Raw genomic sequence first — 18,115 nt, 5'->3', positions numbered from 1 at the left:
CGCGCCGCCGTCAGGCGGTCAGCACGACCTGCAACTCCGACCGTCGCCGCTGGGCCAGGTCGGTGAGCAGGGCGGGCGCCTCGTCCAGCGGCGCCACGGCGGAGACGAGGTGTTCGCGGATCTCCGCGCCGTCCTGGCGCAGCAGCGCGATGGTCTCCGCGGAGAGCCGCTCCCGGTCCCAGGTCGGGGCGAGACCGCGCGGCACCCGGCCGATCTGCGCGCAGCGCAGCGACAGTCCGTTGTGGTGGAACTCCTCGCCGAGCCGCACCGCCTCCGCGCCGCCCTGGTAGAACGCCAGGTCGACCACCGTGCCCTGGGGCCGCAGCAGCCGCAGCGCGAGCTGCAACGCCCAGTCCTGGCCCCGGCACTGGAAGACGACGTCCGCGCCCCGGTCCCCGGCGGCGTGGTGCCACCGGGTCTTCAGCACCACGGCCGGGTCGTCCGCGTCCGGGTCGAGCGTCGCCAGGCCGAGCGCCTCGGCCACCCGCCGCCGGGCCGGGGTCGGGTCCACCACGACCACCGAGGCGGCGCCGTGGCGGCGGGCGAACAGGGCGGTGAGCAGGGCGACCACGCCGCCGCCGACGACCGCCACCCGGCGCCCACGGACCCCGTCGCCGAGGGTACGCACGTCCGTGCCGCACAGGTCCGCGGCGGCGTGCAGCAGCCCGTTGGCGCAGATCGGCCCCATGTGCGCCACGTAGACGCCGAGCAGCGGGTCGAGGTCGTCGGGCAGCGGGACGAACCGCTCGGCGACCGGGTCGGCGACCCAGCCGCTGCGGTGCCCGTACGTCATCGCGCCGACCGTGCCCACCGCCACCGCCGGGGTGCGGCTCGCCACCACGCGGCCGACCTGCATGTAGCCGAGCCGGGTCACCGGGTACGGGGTGGTCGCCGCCCCCGGCCGGAACAGCCCGAGGCCGGCGTCCCAGGTGACGTGCAGGTAGGGGTTGGTGCCCTTGACGTAGCTCAGTTCGGTGCCGGCGGAGACGCCGCTGTAGATCGTCTCCACCCGGAACGTGCCGTCGCGCAGCTCGGGCGCGTCCTGCTCGACCAGCTCGACCCGGCCGGGTCCGCGGACCACCAGCACCCGGTCACGCATCGACGGCCACCCCCGCGTCGGCGACCGCGGCCCGGGCCGCCGGGCCGGTCGGCAGGGCCACCGGGCGGCCGGTCCGCGCCGACTCGGCCACCGCGACGGCGAGCCGCTGGGTACGCAGCGCCTCGGCGTACGGGACCCGCACGTCGTCGCCGACGCCGCGGACCGCGTCGACGAAGGCCCGGTCGACGGCGACCCGGGCGGCGTCCGGGTCGGCGGACAGGTGCCGCTCGCCGTCGGCGTCCCGGACCGTCAGGCCGTCCTCGGCCAGCGACAGGACCAACCCGTCGGCGAGGATCTCCAGGCCGGCCCGGTGCTTCCAGGTGAGCACGCAGGCCGCGGCGAGCGTGCCGACCGCGCCGGAGGCGAACCGCAGCGTCGCCGCCGTCACCGAGTCGATGTCGGCGCCGTCGACCGGCGGCGGGTCGCCGTCGCCGTACGCGGTCACCTCGGCCACCTCGCCGGCCAGCAGCCGGACCAGGTCGAGCACGTGCGCGGCCTGCTCCACCACCGGGCCGCCGGACCGGTCCCGGCGCGCCCACCAGGCCACCGGCGGCACCTTGTCCAGCCAGGCCCCGTTGACCATCCGCACCGGGCGGTCGCCGAGCAGCCGCCGGGCCTCGGCCACCACGTGCAGGTAGCGCCAGTGGTGGCCGACGCCGGTGAGCAGCCCGCGTCGCCGCACCAGGGCGGCGATCCGCTCGGCCGTCTCCAGGTCCGCCGCCACCGGCTTCTCCACGAACATCGGCACGCCGGCGGCGATCACCGCCTCCTCCACCGGGCCGTGCGCGAACGGCGGCACGCACACGTACACCGCGTCCGGGCCGGCGGCGAGCAACTCGTCGGGGTCGCGGAAGACCCGGCCGCCGTACGTCCCGGCGAGCGCCTCCGCCGCGCCCGGCGCGACATCCGTCGCGCCGAGCAGGTCCACGTCCTCGAAGCCGCTGAGCACGCGGGCGTGGCGTTGCGCCACCCCGCCCGCCCCGACCAGTCCCACCCGCATCCGACCGCCCCTCACCGTGACCTCGACACCCGCGCGGAGCACTCCCCCGGCCGGTGTCCCGGCAAACGCGACCGGGGGCGCAACGTGACGTTCATCCGCTTGATCACGAGAGTGGGCAGGATCCGGTTAGCGCGGGTCCGGAACCGGGAAAACAGGAACCCGCGATTCCGCCACTGATGGGGGTGCCCGTGCGGGAATCAGATTCGACCGTCTCACCTGTGGTGGAGGCGTGGGCCACGTACCGGACCAGCACGGCCGACGACTGGCCGGCCCGCCGGCTGGTGCGGGCCAAGGGCACCAGCCGGGTCAGCGTGGTGCTGCCGGCGCGCAACGAGGAGGCGACGGTCGGCGCGATCGTGTCGACCATCCGCGAGCACCTGATGGACCGGGTGCCGCTCGTCGACGAGCTGATCGTGGTCGACTCCCGGTCCACCGACCGGACCGCCCAGGTGGCCCGCGCGGCCGGCGCCGAGGTGGTCGGCCAGGACGCGATGACCCGCGGGTTGCCGCGGCTGACCGGCAAGGGTGACGCGCTCTGGGCCGGCCTGGCCGCGGCCGAGGGGGACGTGGTCGCGTTCGTCGACGCCGACCTGCGCGAGTTCCGGCCGCACTTCGTCACCGGCCTGCTCGGGCCGTTGCTCACCGACCCGGGCGTCGAGTTCGTCAAGGGCTTCTACCACCGGCCGCTCGTCGGCGCGACGAGCGTGGAACCCGACGGCGGCGGCCGGGTGACGGAGTTGATGGCCCGCCCGCTGCTCAACCTGTTCTGGCCGGATCTGGCCGGTTTCGTGCAGCCGCTGGCCGGCGAGTACGCGGGCCGCCGCGCGGTGCTGGAGCGGGTGCCGTTCGTCACCGGGTACGGCGTCGAGACGGCGATGCTCATCGACCTGCTGGAACTGGTCGGACTGGACGCCCTGGCCCAGGTCGACCTGGGCGAGCGCAAGCACCGGCACCAGGACACCGCCGCGCTGGGCCGGATGTCCGCGCAGATCATGCTGACCGCCTGGTCCCGGCTCCAGCGACGCGGCTGGGCGGCCACCGGCACGGCGCCGACCCCGCTGCTGACCCAGTTCCGCCGGGGTGGCTCCGACACGCTGCCCCACCTGGACCGGGAGATCGTCGTCACCGACGTCTCGGTCGAGGAACGCCCGCCGCTGGCGCAGCTGCGCCACCGGGTGCCCCGCCGGCGCGTGCCCGCGTGACCGCGACGTCCGAGCGAGGAAGAGGCGGCGCATGACGCTCACCGTGCTGATGAACGCCGGTCCGTGGCTGTCCGTGCCGCCGCCGGGCTACGGCGGGATCGAGAACGTGGTCGCCACGCTGGTGCCGGAGCTGCGGCGCCTCGGCGTGCGGGTGGTGCTCGCCTCGGTGGAGAGCAGCACGCTGCCGGTGGACGAGCGGATCGCGGTCTTCCCGGACGGGCAGTTCCACGCGTTGCAGCGGCCGTACAACCAGGTCTGCGGCGTCTCCCAGGCGCACCTGGCCGCCGTGGTGCGGGCGCTGCACGTCCGCGACGACATCGACCTGGTGCACGACCACGTGGAGGCGGTCGGGCTGGCCACCCTCACCGCGATGGGACCGGACGCGCCGCCGGTGCTGCACACGCTGCACTGGGACCTGGCCAAGCACCCGGAGCTGTACGGCAACCTGGACGGCGGCGACCGGGTCCGGGTCAACGGGGTGTCCGCGTCGCAGCTGGCCCGCGCGCCCCGCGCGCTGCGGGAGCACTCGGTCGGCCACGTGCACCTGGCCACCCCGCTCGCCGTCGACGCGGACCGCCGCCCGGCGGTCGACAAGGGCGACCACGTGGTGATCCTCGGCCGGATCAACCCGGGCAAGGGGCAGGATCTGGGGGCCCGGCTGGCCCGGGAGGTCGGCTTCCCGCTGGTGCTGGCCGGGCCGGTCGGCCCGTACCACCGGCCGGCGGACCTGGCCGCGGCCGGCGACGAGGCGCGGCAGAACCCGGACGTGCGGTTCTTCCACGACCACGTCGCGCCGTACGTCGACGGCGACCTGGTGCGCTGGGTCGGCACGGTGGCCGGGCCGGAGCGCGACGACCTGGTCGCGTCCGCGCGGGCGTCGCTGTTCCCGCTGCGCTGGGAGGAGCCGGGCGGCACGGCGGTGGTCGAGTCGCTGTCCCTGGGCACCCCGGTGGTGGCCACCGCCCGCGGTTGCCTGCCGGAGCTGATCGAGCACGGCCGCACCGGCCTGCTCGCCGCCGACGAGGAGGAGCTGGGCGACCTGGTGCTCGCCGCCGGCCTGCTGGCGGCCGGCGAGTGCCGGCGCGAGGCGGCCGGGCGGTTCACCCCGGCCCGGATGGCGCAGCGGTACGTCGAGCTGTACGACCGGGTCCGCCAGGGTGCCACGAAGCCGTTGCAGCCCGCCTGAGACCCGGGCGTCGCCGTCGCCGGTCCGGTCGGCCTCGCGCCTTCGGGCCGGCGCGGATCCGGGCCGCTCCGCGTCGCGCTCGGGTCCCCGGCGCGCGGCCCGCACCTGTCGCAGGCGGGCTGGCAACGGGGCTGACCTGCGACGGAGGACTCCGGAGCCCCCGGTTTCGGTGGTCCGGGGCGCGGGTACGTCGGTAGTCCTCCGACGAGTTGGAAACGAGGGCCCGATGTCGACCCGGATCAGGTGCGAGGTCCGCGACGAGTCCCCGGTCACGGTCGTACGGCTGGCCGGCGCGCTCGACCTGGGCACGACGCGTTCCGTGCACGAGGTGCTGGACCGCTGCCTCTCCGCGCAGCCGGACGCGCTCGTGGTCGACCTGGAGAAGCTCGACGTCCTCGACCCGCTCGCGTTGTCCGTCTTCGCGGCGGCCTGCCGGCGGGCCGCGGACTGGCCGGCCGTGCCGCTTGTGCTCTCCGCCCCGCCGTCGGCGGCGGCCCGGTTGAAAGAGACGATCGCCTGCCGGGTGGTGCCGGTGCGCCGGGACTGCACCGAGGCGACCGCGCTGGCCGGCACGGCCGCGTCGCCGCGGTTGCGGGCCCGGTTCGAGCCGGTCGCCGGGGCCTGCCGGCGGGCCCGGGAGCTGGTCACCGAGGCGTGCGGCAGGTGGAACGTGCCAGAGCTGGCCGGGCCGGCCGCGCTGGTGCTCAGCGAACTGGTCGGCAACGTGGTCCGGCACGCCGGCACGCCGATGCAGGTCACGCTCACGCTGCGCCGGCCGTACCTGCGGGTGGCGGTGATGGACGGCAGCCCGGCCGACGCGCGGGCGGCGGCCGGCAACGACCCGTCGGCCGAGGGGGGCCGCGGGTTGATGCTGGTGCGGGAGCTGACCCAGCGGTGGGGCAGCACGCCGGTCGGCGCCGGCAAGGTCGTCTGGGCCATGCTCCCGGCGAACTGACCGAATTCTCCGCTCTCGCCTGGTTTCATGGGCAGCGGGGTCGGGTACGCGCGCCCGTCCTGTCTGTCGTCATACGGGGTGAGATGCCATGCCCAAGCGGGTAGTCACGGATCCGGCACGAGACCGGGGGCCCGCGATCCTCGCGCCGGCCCGGTTCGGGGGGTATCCCGGCCCGGTCCGGGAGGCTACGAAGGGCAACTCGCTGTGGCGGTTGCTGCGGACCACCGACGCCAAGCTGATCGGCCTGCTCTACCTGGGCACGTCGTTCCTGTTCTTCCTGGTCGGCGGCGTGCTGGCGCTGGTGCTGCGGGCCGAGCTGGCCCGGCCGGGGATGCAGTTCCTCTCGCCCGAGCAGTACAACCAGATGTTCACCATGCACGGCACGATCATGCTGCTGCTGTTCGCCACCCCGCTGGTCTTCGCGTTCGGCAACTACATCGTGCCGCTGCAGATCGGGGCGCCGGACGTGGCGTTCCCCCGGCTCAACGCGTTCGCCTACTGGTTGTACCTGTTCGGCGGCACGATGGTGGTGGCCGCCTTCGTCACGCCCCAGGGTGCGGCGGACTTCGGCTGGACGGCCTACACGCCGTTGAGCACCGCCCAGCACAGCCCGGGCGTCGGCGCCAACATGTGGGTGGTCGGCCTGGCCCTCTCCGGGCTGGGCACCATCCTCGGCGCGGTCAACCTGATCACCACGGTGCTGACCCTGCGCGCGCCCGGGATGACCATGTTCCGGATGCCGATCTTCACGTGGAACCTGCTGCTCACCAGCGTCCTGGTGATCTTCGTGTTCCCGCTGCTGGCCGCCGCGCTGTTCGCGCTCGCCTCGGACCGGATCCTGCACTCGCACGTCTACGACCCGACGACCGGCGGGCCGATGCTGTGGCAGCACCTGTTCTGGTTCTTCGGGCACCCCGAGGTCTACATCGTGGCGCTGCCGTTCTTCGGCATCATCACCGAGATCATCCCGGTCTTCTCCCGCAAGCCGGTCTTCGGCTACACCGGTCTGGTGCTGGCCACGCTCGCCATCACGGTGCTGTCGATGGCCGTCTGGGCACACCACATGTTCGCCACCGGCCAGGTGCTGCTGCCGTTCTTCAGCATCCTCAGCTATCTGATCGCGGTGCCGACCGGGGTGAAGTTCTTCAACTGGATCGGCACCATGTGGAAGGGGCAGCTCACCTTCGAGACGCCGATGCTGTTCGCGGTCGGCTTCCTGGTCACGTTCCTGCTCGGCGGCCTGACCGGGGTGCTGCTGGCCAGCCCGCCGGTCGACTTCCACGTCACCGACTCGTACTTCGTGGTCGCGCACTTCCACTACGTGCTCTTCGGCACCATCGTGTTCGCGGCGTTCGGCGGGGTCTACTTCTGGTTCCCGAAGATGACCGGCCGGCTGCTCGACGAGCGGCTGGGCAAGATGCACTTCTGGACCATGTTCGTCGGCTTCCACGCCACCTTCCTGGTGCAGCACTGGCTCGGCGCCGAGGGCATGCCCCGCCGGTACGCCGACTACCTGCCCGGCGACGGTTTCACCGGGCTGAACGAGATCTCCAGCATCGGGTCGTTCGTGCTCGGCGCGTCCACGCTGTTCTTCATCTACAACGTGTGGCGGTCGTGGCGCTACGGCGCGCTCGTCACCGTCGACGATCCCTGGGGCTTCGGCAACTCGCTGGAGTGGGCCACCACCTGCCCGCCGCCGCTGCGCAACTTCGACCGGATGCCACGGATCCGGTCCGAGCGCCCGGCGTTCGACGCCAAGTACGGCCCGCTCGTCTCCAACCTCGGCCGCGACCTGCCGCAACGCACCACCAAGCCGCCGCAGCGCCTCACCGAGGAGTTCCACCGCGAAATGCTGGTGCCGGAGTCGCCGGCCGCCGAGGGCGCGCACGGCGCCCGCGAGGCGGTGGAATACCAGCCCGCGCCGCAGTCCGGCGCCCGCCCCGTGGTCGTGCCGGAACCGGAGGAGGTGCGCCGCGCCAGCTTCGAGGAGACCGACGAGCCGGAGGAGACGATCCTCGGCGCCCAGCGCGAGGACCAACCCAACGACCGCTGGCGGCACCCGCGCGGACACGGCGACACCCCGCAGAACTGAAAGGAGGGGCCCCCGCTTAACGCCTGGGGTAGAGGAGGGGGCCCCGCTTAACATGCCCATCGAGGCGCCGAAGCCGCGGCGCGGCCCGCCGGCCCGTCGAGGGCCGGCGGCGCGCGGACCGTTCAGTCGGCGGCCGGCAGGCCCGCCGCGGTCAGCGAGCGGCGCACCGCCGGCTGCACCCGGGTCAGCCGCAGCGGCACCCCGGTCCGGACGGCGGCGTCCCGGCCGGCCATCAGCGCGGCGATCCCGCCGGCGTCGAAGCCGCCGGCGCCGACCAGGTCGACGACCACCTCGCGGGGCTGGCCGGTGACCGCCTCCAGCACCGCCCGGCGCAACTGGTCCGCGCCGGCCCGGTCGACCTCCCCGCCCACCTCGACGACCACCCGGTCGCCGTTGTGTTTCACCGAGATCCGGGCCTTCGCCGGCTCGGTCTCGGCGGCGCCGTTCTGCCACGGCGGTGGCGCGTCGGCGAGCATCGCCTGGCGCAGCCAGGTCAGCGCCCGGGACAGCAGCCGGGAGACGTGCATCTGCGAGATGCCGAACCGGGCCGCGATCTCCGCCTGGGTCTGGTTGCCGTAGAAGCGCATGGCCAGGATCCGCCGCTCCCGCCACGGCAGCCGGTGCAGCAGGCCACTGATCGTGACCCGGTCGTCGACCGACTCCAACGCGTTGTCGGACTCGCCCACCAGGTCACCGAACTCGGCCGAGCTCTCCCCGCCCACCGGCGCGTTGAGCGAGGCCGGGCTGTAGCCGGCGGCCGACTCCAGCGCGGCGAGGATCTCCTCCTCCGGTGTCTCCAGCCGCGCGGCCAGCTCGGCGACCGAGGGGGCCCGGGACAGCTCGCTGGTCAGCGTCGCCGTCGCCTGTCCCACCTCGAGGATCAGGTCACGCAGCCGGCGCGGCACGTGCACGCCCCAGGTGCGGTCGCGGAAGTGCCGCTTGATCTCGCCGACGATGGTGATCGCCGCGTACGCGGTGAACGAGCCGCGCTCCGGGTCGTACCTGTCGACGGCGTTGACCAGGCCGAGGCGGGCCACCTGTTCCAGGTCCTCGAGCGGTTCCCCGCGGCCTCGGTAGCGACGGGCCAGCCGCCCGGCGAACGGCAACGCGAAGCGGACCAGGTCGTCCCGCGCCTCCTGCCGCCGCTCGGGTGGCAGCCCCGCGATCCGGGCCGCGTACGCCAGCGCCGCCGCGTCCAGGTCCTCCAGTCCCCGCTCGGTGGTCGGTGGGGTGGGTGTGGTGGTCTGTCCGAACATCCGCGCCTCCCTCGCCGAAGTCCCCCGCCCGGTCGGAACCGGTTACGCGCGTGGTCGGACCACGCACCGGGTGAGGAAGTTGGGTTACGTGACGGAATACGTCGGAAGCGGTCGCTGCCCGCCGCGCGGCGTCGTGGGCCGTTCCGCGGCGAGCGGTCTTCCCGCTCCGTAGGTACTCAATCACGGTCCGCAGGATCGCGAGTATGTTTCGCCAGGTTGCCCGGGCGGCCGGGTCAGCAGACCAGCAGCCCCTGGTGGGCGCCCGCGTCGCGGAGCGCGGACAGCGCCTCGGCCATCCGCAGCGGCGGCGGTACGGGCAGGTCACAGGGCTGGTTGCGCAACACCTCCGTGGCACGTCGGGTCGGTACCGAGGTGACCGGGTAACCGCGCGCCGCACCCCGGTCCAACGCCCGCCGCCGCCGCCCGAATCCGGCCACGGCAAGCCACTGGGGCAGGCCGGCGAGCGCCGGCGACCGCAGCCCGGGCGGTTCGGGCAGCACGTCCACCGAACTGAACGGCTCGCTGCCGGCCAACCACCACTCGGCCCCCTCCACCCGGCGACGGGTGGCGTTCTCGCACCAGTAGGGCACCAGTCCGGCGCGAAGCACCTGCCCCGGGTCGAGCAGCCGGCCGCACTCCACCACCAGCCGGTTTCCGGTCTTGCCGGCCCGGCGCAGCCAACGCCGGTAGAGGTCGGCGGTGGCCGCGCTCAGCGCGTCCGGCTGCGGGACGACCACCCGGTGCAGGGGGTGCCCGTGCGTGTCGCCCCACTCCCGCGCGCCGTGTTCGAAACCGGACTCCACGCCGTGCTCGGCGAACGCCGCCGACTCCGTGACCTCGGGCGACGTCCAGTGCGTCTCGTCAGCGCCGGCCGCCCGCAGCACATGGCGCAGCGCGCGGGCGTCCGGGTGGAAGTCGACCGGGTCGAGGCCACTGGCCGGGCAGCCGGCCTGGAAGCTGTGCCCGGCGCCGTCGTCCCGCACCGGCCACGTGCGCGCGTCGTGCAACAGCAGCACCGGCGCCGACGGCTCCAGCCGGTCGGCCAGGAACCGCGCGTACGCCCCGGGCAGCGCCCGCCAGCGCGCGGCAAGGGTCACCGTGGCGCCGGCCGCCACGCCCCGGCTGGCCGGGCAGTGCACCTGACGTACGTGCACCCGGGGGTTTCCGGCGAGCAGCCGGCCGGCGAGCGCCGCCCCGTGGTCCAGCGCGGCGTCCGGGCGGTCCACCGCACCCCGGCCCCACCGCGCGGTGAGCTCGAAACCGGCGGGCAGCCAGGGCACGCCGAGCGCCACCGCGAGGTGGGCCGCCGCGCCGTGCGGCGAGCCGAGCACCGCCCCGGGCCAGTGCCGCTCCGGATACTGGCCGACGAACCATTCGGCCACCCGCTCGGCGTCGACGCGGGCGACCTGGGCGGCGGTGAGCGCGGCCCGGCCGGCGGCGCGGGCGGCGGCGGCGCGGCGCACCGGCTCCGGCGTACCGGAGAGGCGGGCCAGCGGGCCCGGGTGGCCGAGGTCGCCGCAGTCGTCACCGCGCAGCGCCCGGGCGGTCGCGGCGACCAGGATCCGGGCGGCGCTGCCCGCCGTCACCACCCGCTCGCCGGGCAGCCCGGCGTCGACCACCGGCGCTCGCTTGCCTCGTTCGCTCACCACGCGGCCCGGCTTCCCGTCCCTCTGGGGTCTAAACGGGGCATCTCCCCACGACGCGGACCAATGCCCGGTCCGGTGCCGTCGCGCCGCTGAACCGCCGTCGCGGGCGCAACGGCACGGCGGTGCGGGTTCGGGGCCACGGCGGGACGCGACGGAAAGGAGGGGCCCCCGCTTAACGCCTCCGGTAGAGGAACGGGCCCCGCTTGGCGGGGCGGCTAGACGAGGTCCTCCGCCGCGATGGCCTCGGTCTGGCTCACCCGCTCCCGCACCCGGCGGGCCGCCTCCCCGTCGACCATCAGGCCGCGCAGGTCGGCTAGCGCCGGCTCGGGCACCTCCAGCGGCACGGTCGGGTCCACCACCGCCTCCAGCACGCTGGGCCGGTCGGCCGCGAGCACCTCGTCCCAGGCCGCGCCGACAAGATCCGGACGGTCCACCCGGACGCCGTGCAGCCCGAGCAGCCGGGCCCATCCGGCGTACGGCACGTCGGGCCGCCGGCCGACCGGGAGGCCGGGCGGGCGGCCGTCGCCCACGCCGGACTGGTCCCGGTTGTTCAGCACCAGCACGACCAGCCGAGGATCGGGCCACCCGGTCCAGTGGTGCGCCACGGTGATCAGCTCGGCGAGACCGTTGAGCTGCATCGCCCCGTCGCCGAGCAGCGCGAGCACCGGCTGGTCCGGTTCGGCCAGCTTCGCGGCCACCGCGTACGGCAGGGCGCAGCCCATCGAGCCGAGCGTGCCGCAGAGCCGGGCCTGCACCCCGGGCGGCAGCTCCAGGTGCCGCGCGTACCAGTAGACGACCGAACCGATGTCGACGGCGACCGCGGCGCGCGCCGGCAGCCGGGCGGACAGCTCGCGGAGCACCAACTGCGGGTTGAGTGGCTCGGCCGGCCTGGCGACGCGGTCGGCGGCGACGGTACGCCACCGCTCCACCGCGCTCTCCACCACACGACGCCACTGGGCGTTCGGCCGTTCCGGCACCCGGGTCAGCAGCGCCCGCAGCGTCTCGGCGGCGTCGCCGACCAGCGGCACGTCCACCGGATAGCGGGCGCCGATGTGCCGGCCGTCGACGTCGATCTGGACGGTGCGCACCTGCCCCGGCATCGGGAACCAGTCGGTCCAGGGGTCGTTGGTGCCGACCAGCAGCAGCGTGTCGCAGCCACCCATGAGCTGCGCGGCGGCCGGCGTGCCGACCGCACCGAGCACACCGGTGTGGAACGGCAGCCGCTCGTCGAGCACCGGTTTGCCGAGCAACGACGTGGCGACGCCCGCGCCGAGCCGGTCGGCGAGCGCGACGATCTCCCCGGCCGCGCCGTGCGCGCCCTGGCCGACAAGCAGGGCCACCCGCTGTCCGGCGCCGAGCAGCGAGGCGGCGGCGTCCAGGTCGGCGGCGTGCGGCAGCACCCGGGCCAGCGGCTCGCCGGGCGTGGCGGTGACCACGCCCGCGGTCTGCGGCAGCAGGTCGGGTACGGGGGCCAGTTGCAACGCCCGGGGCAGCACCACACAGGTCGGGCTGCGGGTCGCCGCCGCGGTGCGGAACGCCTGGTCCAGCAGCGCCGGCACCTGGTCCGGACGGCGACCGTAGCGGATGAACTGGTTGCACACGTCGCCGAAGAGCCGGCTCAGCCCGATCTCCTCGTGCGCCCCGCCGAGCGGGCCGTCGACGTCCTCGCCGATGATCGCCACCACCGGCTTGTTGTCCAGCTTGGCGTCGTAGAGACCGTTGAGCAGGTGCACCGCGCTGGGGCCCTGCGTGGCCAGGCACACCCCGATGCCGCCGGTGAACTTGGCGTGCCCGGTGGCCATGAAGGCGGCGGTCTCCTCGTGCCGGGCCGGCACGAACGCCGGGTCGCCGCCCGCGTCGACGAGCGCGGCCACAAGCGGGGCGAGCGCCGCGCCCGGGTAGCCGAAGGCCCGCGGCACCCGCCACGCCCGCAGCCGCTCGACCACCAGGTCGGCGACGGTACGGTCAGCCATCGTCCCGCCCCGGGGTGCCGGCGTCGACGTAGCGCAGCACCGCGCCCACCCCGTCGGTCAGCTCCGGCGCCTCCTCGGGCGCGAGCACGGTCAGGTCCGCGTCGGTGCCGATCAGCGCGCGCAGCAGCGCCGCGTCGGCGCGTACCCGCTGCGGGTCGGCCACCGACATGTCCGCCAGTTGCGTCCGGTCGGTGGCGATCTCGGTCGGCTCGGGTCCGACCCACAGCTCGCCGTCGGCGGACGCGTCGTCGACGAGCAGCATGGTGTCGACCTGGTTGCGTTGCAGCGCGGCGACCACCGCGTCGAGTCCGGCGCCGACGTCCTCCTGCACGCCGAACCGGTCCAGCGCGGCGGCGACCCGGCGGTCGGCGACCTCGGCGACGGTCTGCACGGTGAGGTCGTCCATCAGGGTGTCCTCCGCGCCGCCGGCGCGGGAGCCGGCGTCGGTGCGGACCAGCACGTCCTGCCAGCGCTCCGGCAACTGGGCGGCGATCATGCCGGTGGCCCGGATGTCGCCGGCCACCACGACCACGTCGGCGCCGACCCGCTCGGCCAGGTCGGCGGTGGCCGCGGCGGCGTCGCCGGCGTTCTGGTGCCACGCCTCCATGGCGGCGCGCTGGTAGCGCGACTGCGACCAGCCGCCCGGCTGCACCCGGCGCAGCTGGCGGGTCTGCCGGCCCTTCACCGTGGCCCGCCGGGGCACCCCGCCGGCGCTGACCGCCATCGCGTCCGCGCCGGTGCGATCGGCCAGCACCCGCACCCACGCCACCTGCTCGCCGCGCTGGGCGACGAGCGGCATGGTGTGCGGCAGCGCCGCCCAGGTGCCCAGGTCGCGCAGCGGTGGCGCGGAGAGGTACTCGGTCAGCACCACCCGGCCCCGGCTGGCGAAGACGGCGATGCCGTAGTCGCCGGGCATCGGCTCGTGCCGGCGGACCACCTCCTCCACCGCCTCCACGGTGACCTGGTCGGCGCCCTGGGCGAGCAGGTCACCCTTGAGGGCCCGCCAGCGCAGGTCGACCTGCGGCCGGGAGTCGTGGGTGTCCCGGGAGGCGTCCAGGTACACCGAGCACCAGGGCCCGGGACGGTCGTAGAGCGGGCGCAGGAAGGACAGCTGCATGCTCGACCCCTTTCCAGCTCGGCCGCACGCATACCCGCGCCCCGGCCGATGTCACCTTCCGCGCGCCGGTGCGTGACCGCCGTTCATTCACGTCGTTCAACCCGAAGGATCGATACCATCTGTGCACGGAACGGAACTCTGGGTGGTGAAGATGGACACGGAGCTGCACACCCGACGCGTGGCCCGTCCGACGGAACGCATCGTCACCGGGCGCATGGTCCGGTTCATGGAGGGCTACGCCCGGGAGGTACGGGTGGGCCAGCCCGTGCTGGTCGCGGTGCTGACCGCCGCGGGCGTGGTGGGGCTGCTGCTGCGGGTGGTCCGCGCGTTGCTCAGCAGCGGCGGCGGGGGCGCGAAGCGCAGCTTCAAGGAGTTGAAGAAGGGGCCCGAGTTCCTGGTGACCCCGGTGCGGGTACGCGACACCGCCGACCGGCTGGTCGAGGTGGAGCTGCACGGGCACCTGCCGCAGAGCGCCCTGCACCCGGGCGACCACGTCCAGCTCACACTGCGGGCGCAGCGCGACCCGGACCTGCCGCCCCGGATCGAGCGGATCGTCAACCTGACCACCGGGCAGTTGCTCACCCCGCGTACCGCGACGCTCTGGTCGCACCTGGGCCCGGCGCTGCTGCTCCAGGCGACCCTGGGCGCCCTCTTGCTGCTCACCGTGGCCGCCTGCTCCGCGTTGACGTGAAAGGCGGGGGCCCCTTTTAACGCCTCCGGTATAGGCGGGGGCCCCTCTTAACCACCGACGCCGACGCGCGGAGGCTCGGCGGCGGCGGGAGCGGAAACGGCGGCGGAGAGCAGGCCGCGGCGGCGGGCCCAGCGCTCGAACACCACCGTCGCGAACGGCGGCACGGAACTGGCCAGCGCCAGCCCGGTCTGCACCAGCGACCAGCGACAGCGCCGCGCCACCACGAGGACCAGCAGCCCGTACGCCACGAAGAGCGCGCCGTGGATCGGGCCGAACACCTGCACGCCGATCTCGTTGCGCGGCGGACCGTACTTGACGGCCATGCCGGCCAGCAGCGCCGCCCAGGAGCATGCCTCGGCGACGGCCGCCACCACGAACGCCCGAATCCACCCGTCGCGCATCAACCACTCCCGGAGTCGCCGTCGGCGGCCATGGTAGCCGGCCGGCCTCCGACCGGGTGTTATTAAAAGGGGGCCCCGCCTATACCCCAGGCGTTAACAAGGGGCCCCTCCTTGCACCGCAGGCGTTGGCGAGGGCGGGATGGGGTACAGGTTGCGGGAAACCAACGGTGACAGGGTGGTGACCATGGGCGAGGACGTCGGTGTACGCACCTTCAGCCGGGAGGATCGGGCCCGCTACCGGGAGAAGGTCCGGCGGTGCCTGGACGTCTTCGCCGAGATGCTGCGGGAGTCCCGGTTCGACGTGGAGCGGCCGATGACCGGGCTGGAGATCGAGCTGAACCTGGTCGACGACAGCTTCGACCCGGCCATGCGCAACGCCGACGCGCTGGAGGCGATCGCCGACGAGGCGTTCCAGACCGAGCTGGGGCGGTTCAACGTGGAGATCAACGTCGCGCCGCGCCGGCTGGCCGGCGCCGGCACGGCCGAGTTCGAGGAGCACGTCCGGGCCAGCCTCAACGCGGCCGAGGCCAAGGCCCGTACGGTGGGCGCGCACATGGTGATGATCGGCATCCTGCCGACGTTGCGCCCGGCGCACCTGACCGCCGACACGCTCTCCACGAACCCCCGGTACGCGCTGCTCAACGAGCAGATCCTGGCCGCCCGCGGTGAGGACCTGCCGATCTCGATCAGTGGGGTGGAGCGGCTGGCCACCACCGCCGACTCAATCACGCCGGAGGCGGCCTGCACCAGCACGCAGTTCCACCTCCAGGTCAGTCCGCCGCAGTTCGCCGACTACTGGAACGCGGCCCAGGCGATCGCCGGCATCCAGGTGGCGCTCGGCGCGAACGCGCCGCTGTTCTTCGGCCGGGAGTTGTGGCGGGAGACCCGCGTCCCGCTGTTCCAGCAGGCCACGGACACCCGGGCGGAGGAGATCAAAGCCCAGGGGGTACGCCCGCGGGTGTGGTTCGGGGAACGCTGGATCACGTCGGTGTTCGACCTGTTCGAGGAGAACGTCCGCTACTTCCCGGCGCTACTGCCGGTGTGCGACCCGGAGGATCCGGCGGCGACGCTCGCGAGCGGCGGCGTACCGAAGCTCGCCGAGCTGCGCCTGCACAACGGCACCATCTACCGCTGGAACCGGCCGGTCTACGACGTGCTGCGTGGCCGACCGCACCTGCGGGTGGAGAATCGGGTGCTGCCGGCGGGCCCGACGGTGGTGGACACGGTGGCGAACGGCGCGTTCTACTTCGGCCTGGTCCGGGCGCTCGCCGAGTCGGACCGTCCGCTGTGGTCGCAGATGTCGTTCAGCGCCGCCGAGGAGAACTTCAACGTGTGCGCCCGGCACGGCATCGACGCCCAGGTGTTCTGGCCCGGGTTGGGCTACCTGCCGGTGACCGAGTTGGTGCTGCGCCGGCTGCTGCCGATGGCCCATCACGGGCTGGACCGGTGGGGTCTGGACCCGGCCGAGCGGGACCGGCTGCTCGGCATCATCGAGCAGCGCTGCCTGACCGGCCGCAACGGCGCGACCTGGCAGGTGGAGACGCTGCACCGACTGGAGTCCGCCGACCACCTGGACCGGCCGGCCGCGCTGCGCGAGGTGGTCCGCCACTACGTCGACCTGATGCACAGCAACCGTCCGGTGCACGAGTGGCCGATCCCCTGAGCGGGCCGCCCCCGCCCGGGGACGGCCCGCATCCGCGCCGCGGGTTACGCGGTCGCGCAGATCGCGTACGACGTCAGGGTCCAGTTGCCGGCGAAGGCGTCCTCCTCGTAGGCGCCCGACGTGATCGAGGTGGGTGCCGTGACGCTGCTCCCGTTGGGCCGGAAGTCGTCGACCACCGCCTCGCCCGTCGCGCCGTTGAGTTCGTAGCCGGCCCCGGTGAGGACTTTGCCGGCCGCGCAGGTCGCGACCGTGCTGTGGAAGTCGTTGGAGTTGCTCGGGCCGGTCACCGTGGTCCGGACCAGCCCGGCGATCGGGTTGGCGCAGATCGCGTACGCGGTGACGCTCCAGTTACCGGCGAACGCGTCCGCCTCGTACGCCCCCACGGTCACCGCGGTGGGCGCGGTGGCCGCGCCGCCGTTGGGCCGCAGGTCGTCCACGACCGCTTCGCCCGTCGCGCCGTTGAGCTCGTAGCCGGTGCCGACGAGGACCTTGCCCGCCGGGCAGGTCGCGGTGACCGTCCGGAAGTCGTTCGAGTTGTTCGCGCTGACCGCGGAGATCCGCACCAGGCCGGGGACGGCGGCGGAGGCCGGGGTGGCGGGGGCGACCACCACGACCGCGGCGGCGCCGCAGAGGGCGAGGGCCGTCATGGCGTGCCGCCAGGGTCTGTTGTGCTCGGACATGGTTGTGCTCCTGTTCAGGTAGCTGTCGAAATGACCTCCATACGGTAAGTAACATCGCGACCCGGCATTACCGGCGATCCGACCACGCTAAGTAATCGACAACGCCCTCCATATCCGGAATAACCGGCATACCATCGCCTGTCCTGCGCGTACCCTCCGGGCCGGGTTAAGGTCAACCGCCGACAGCGCCGAACGCCACCGCGCCCAAGGCGGCGAGCGGGAGCGCCACCACCGCCGCCTGCAGTCGCACCCGGGCGGAGCGGCCGACCAGCACCACCACCAGCGCGGCGAGCCCGAGGTCGATGGCCACGTTCCACCACGCCCCGGGGTAGTAGCCGGTCCGGGCCCGGCCGGCGAAACGCAGCGCCTCCTCGACGAACACGGCCGCCGGCAGCGCGATCGCCACCACCCGCCGCCACCCGGCCGACCGCGCCCAGACGCCGGCGACGCCGAACACCACGCCCGCGAGCACGCCGGACGCCATCCAGACCAGCGAACTGGGCGCCCAGATGACGGCCAGGTCGTCGCCCTGGAGGAGCGTCGCCGCCAGGTAGTAGCTGGGCACGGCGACGACGAGCAGGACCACGCCCGCCACGGCCGCCCGCAGCGCGCCGGCCCCGGCCCACCAGCCGAGCGCGAACGCGGCGACCGCCCAGGTGGCGGTGGAGTTGCCGAGCTCGGCGAACGGGTACGGCACCCGCGTGATCCAGACGAAGTCGAGGAAGCCGAGCAGGAAACCGGCGACGGGGGCGACGAGCGCCAGGACGTGACGGGCGGGTGGCATGTCCGCGAGCATACTCAGTATGCCCTTCCGCGCGACGGCGGGCCCTGGCAACACGGTCAGGCCGGCACGCAGCGCTCCCGCAGGGTGGGCAGGCCGGGCCCGCTGAGGTCGTCGCAGTACGCGACCCGCCCGGCCACCGTGAAGTCCCGGGCCTGTCGAAGTCGAACCGGGCGCCCAGCACGCTCGCCAGCCAGCGGACCCGGCCGAGGCTCGCCGCCGCGGTCAGGTGCGCGACCACCTCCTCCACCGTCCACCGGCCGCACAGCGAGCGCCGCGCCCACTGGGGCCGCGTCGAGTCCGGCCAGGTCGTCGGCGAGGGCGGCCCGCTCGGCGTGCGCGAGCCCCCACAGTTCGTCGGACATGCACCCTC

General features: G+C 74.3%; 16 protein-coding genes. 6 read left to right on the top strand and 10 right to left on the bottom strand.

All coding sequences use genetic code 11. The features are described from left to right. Nucleotides 1-10: 10 nt before the first annotated feature. Complete coding sequence (locus O7613_RS08510) at nucleotides 11-1,099, bottom strand: zinc-binding dehydrogenase (protein WP_282293129.1); 1,089 nt, start codon at nucleotides 1,097-1,099, stop codon at nucleotides 11-13. After that, nucleotides 1,092-2,099, bottom strand: a complete 1,008-nt coding sequence (locus O7613_RS08505) for a Gfo/Idh/MocA family oxidoreductase (RefSeq protein WP_282293128.1) — start codon at nucleotides 2,097-2,099, stop codon at nucleotides 1,092-1,094. Before O7613_RS08505 ends, O7613_RS08510 begins: the two co-directional genes overlap by 8 nt. A 188-nt stretch (nucleotides 2,100-2,287) precedes the next feature. Between O7613_RS08505 and O7613_RS08500 the strand changes: the two genes are divergently transcribed. From O7613_RS08500 to ctaD, 4 genes are all read left to right on the top strand, one after another. Then, on the top strand, nucleotides 2,288-3,301 hold the full coding sequence (locus tag O7613_RS08500) for a glucosyl-3-phosphoglycerate synthase (RefSeq protein ID WP_281589887.1): 1,014 nt from the start codon (nucleotides 2,288-2,290) through the stop codon (nucleotides 3,299-3,301). Nucleotides 3,302-3,332: 31 nt separating this feature from the next. Beyond that, nucleotides 3,333-4,487, top strand: a complete 1,155-nt coding sequence (locus O7613_RS08495; protein ID WP_281589889.1) for a glycosyltransferase — start codon at nucleotides 3,333-3,335, stop codon at nucleotides 4,485-4,487. Nucleotides 4,488-4,713: 226 nt separating this feature from the next. Then, nucleotides 4,714-5,442, top strand: coding sequence for an ATP-binding protein (locus O7613_RS08490; protein WP_281589891.1), 729 nt, complete (start codon nucleotides 4,714-4,716; stop codon nucleotides 5,440-5,442). 88 nt (nucleotides 5,443-5,530) lie between these two features. Beyond that, a complete protein-coding gene (gene ctaD, locus O7613_RS08485; protein ID WP_282293127.1) occupies nucleotides 5,531-7,534 on the top strand; it encodes a cytochrome c oxidase subunit I in 2,004 nt (667 codons plus the stop codon). A 122-nt stretch (nucleotides 7,535-7,656) separates the two neighbouring features. Here ctaD and O7613_RS08480 read toward each other — a convergent pair whose 3' ends face one another. The 4 genes from O7613_RS08480 to O7613_RS08465 all read right to left on the bottom strand — a co-directional run bounded on the left by O7613_RS08480 (nucleotide 7,657) and on the right by O7613_RS08465 (nucleotide 13,526). Further along, nucleotides 7,657-8,790, bottom strand: a complete 1,134-nt coding sequence (locus O7613_RS08480; protein WP_281589895.1) for a SigB/SigF/SigG family RNA polymerase sigma factor — start codon at nucleotides 8,788-8,790, stop codon at nucleotides 7,657-7,659. Nucleotides 8,791-9,023: 233 nt separating this feature from the next. Beyond that, entirely contained in the window at nucleotides 9,024-10,439 is a 1,416-nt protein-coding gene (locus O7613_RS08475) for a hypothetical protein (RefSeq protein ID WP_281589897.1), read from the bottom strand. A gap of 212 nt (nucleotides 10,440-10,651) precedes the next feature. Continuing rightward, nucleotides 10,652-12,409 (bottom strand): thiamine pyrophosphate-binding protein, encoded by a 1,758-nt coding sequence (locus tag O7613_RS08470; RefSeq protein ID WP_282293126.1) that lies wholly within the window; start codon nucleotides 12,407-12,409, stop codon nucleotides 10,652-10,654. Next, nucleotides 12,402-13,526: a Vms1/Ankzf1 family peptidyl-tRNA hydrolase gene (locus tag O7613_RS08465; protein WP_281589901.1), complete on the bottom strand. Its 1,125-nt coding sequence runs from the start codon at nucleotides 13,524-13,526 to the stop codon at nucleotides 12,402-12,404. The genes O7613_RS08470 and O7613_RS08465 overlap by 8 nt, the downstream gene beginning before the upstream one ends. Nucleotides 13,527-13,668: 142 nt before the next feature. Here O7613_RS08465 and O7613_RS08460 point away from each other — a divergent pair, with 142 nt between their 5' ends. Continuing rightward, on the top strand, nucleotides 13,669-14,217 hold the full coding sequence (locus O7613_RS08460) for a hypothetical protein (protein ID WP_282294508.1): 549 nt from the start codon (nucleotides 13,669-13,671) through the stop codon (nucleotides 14,215-14,217). 47 nt (nucleotides 14,218-14,264) lie between these two features. Here the strand turns inward: O7613_RS08460 and O7613_RS08455 are convergent, their stop codons facing one another. Beyond that, entirely contained in the window at nucleotides 14,265-14,618 is a 354-nt protein-coding gene (locus O7613_RS08455; RefSeq protein WP_282293123.1) for a DUF3817 domain-containing protein, read from the bottom strand. 184 nt (nucleotides 14,619-14,802) lie between these two features. Between O7613_RS08455 and O7613_RS08450 the strand changes: the two genes are divergently transcribed. After that, on the top strand, nucleotides 14,803-16,281 hold the full coding sequence (locus O7613_RS08450) for a glutamate--cysteine ligase (RefSeq protein ID WP_282293121.1): 1,479 nt from the start codon (nucleotides 14,803-14,805) through the stop codon (nucleotides 16,279-16,281). A gap of 44 nt (nucleotides 16,282-16,325) precedes the next feature. Here O7613_RS08450 and O7613_RS08445 read toward each other — a convergent pair whose 3' ends face one another. The 3 genes from O7613_RS08445 to O7613_RS08435 all read right to left on the bottom strand — a co-directional run bounded on the left by O7613_RS08445 (nucleotide 16,326) and on the right by O7613_RS08435 (nucleotide 18,107). After that, nucleotides 16,326-16,961, bottom strand: coding sequence for a hypothetical protein (locus O7613_RS08445; RefSeq protein WP_282293119.1), 636 nt, complete (start codon nucleotides 16,959-16,961; stop codon nucleotides 16,326-16,328). Nucleotides 16,962-17,133: 172 nt separating this feature from the next. After that, a complete protein-coding gene (locus O7613_RS08440; RefSeq protein ID WP_282293117.1) occupies nucleotides 17,134-17,745 on the bottom strand; it encodes a DUF6518 family protein in 612 nt (203 codons plus the stop codon). Between the two features lie 56 nt (nucleotides 17,746-17,801). Next, nucleotides 17,802-18,107, bottom strand: a complete 306-nt coding sequence (locus tag O7613_RS08435) for a hypothetical protein (protein ID WP_282293115.1) — start codon at nucleotides 18,105-18,107, stop codon at nucleotides 17,802-17,804. Nucleotides 18,108-18,115 lie beyond the last annotated feature (8 nt).

The organism is Micromonospora sp. WMMD975, assembly GCF_029581215.1.
Taxonomy (GTDB): domain Bacteria; phylum Actinomycetota; class Actinomycetes; order Mycobacteriales; family Micromonosporaceae; genus Micromonospora.
Note: the sequence above shows the minus strand (reverse complement) of the source record. Positions and strands in the feature narration are given on the sequence as shown.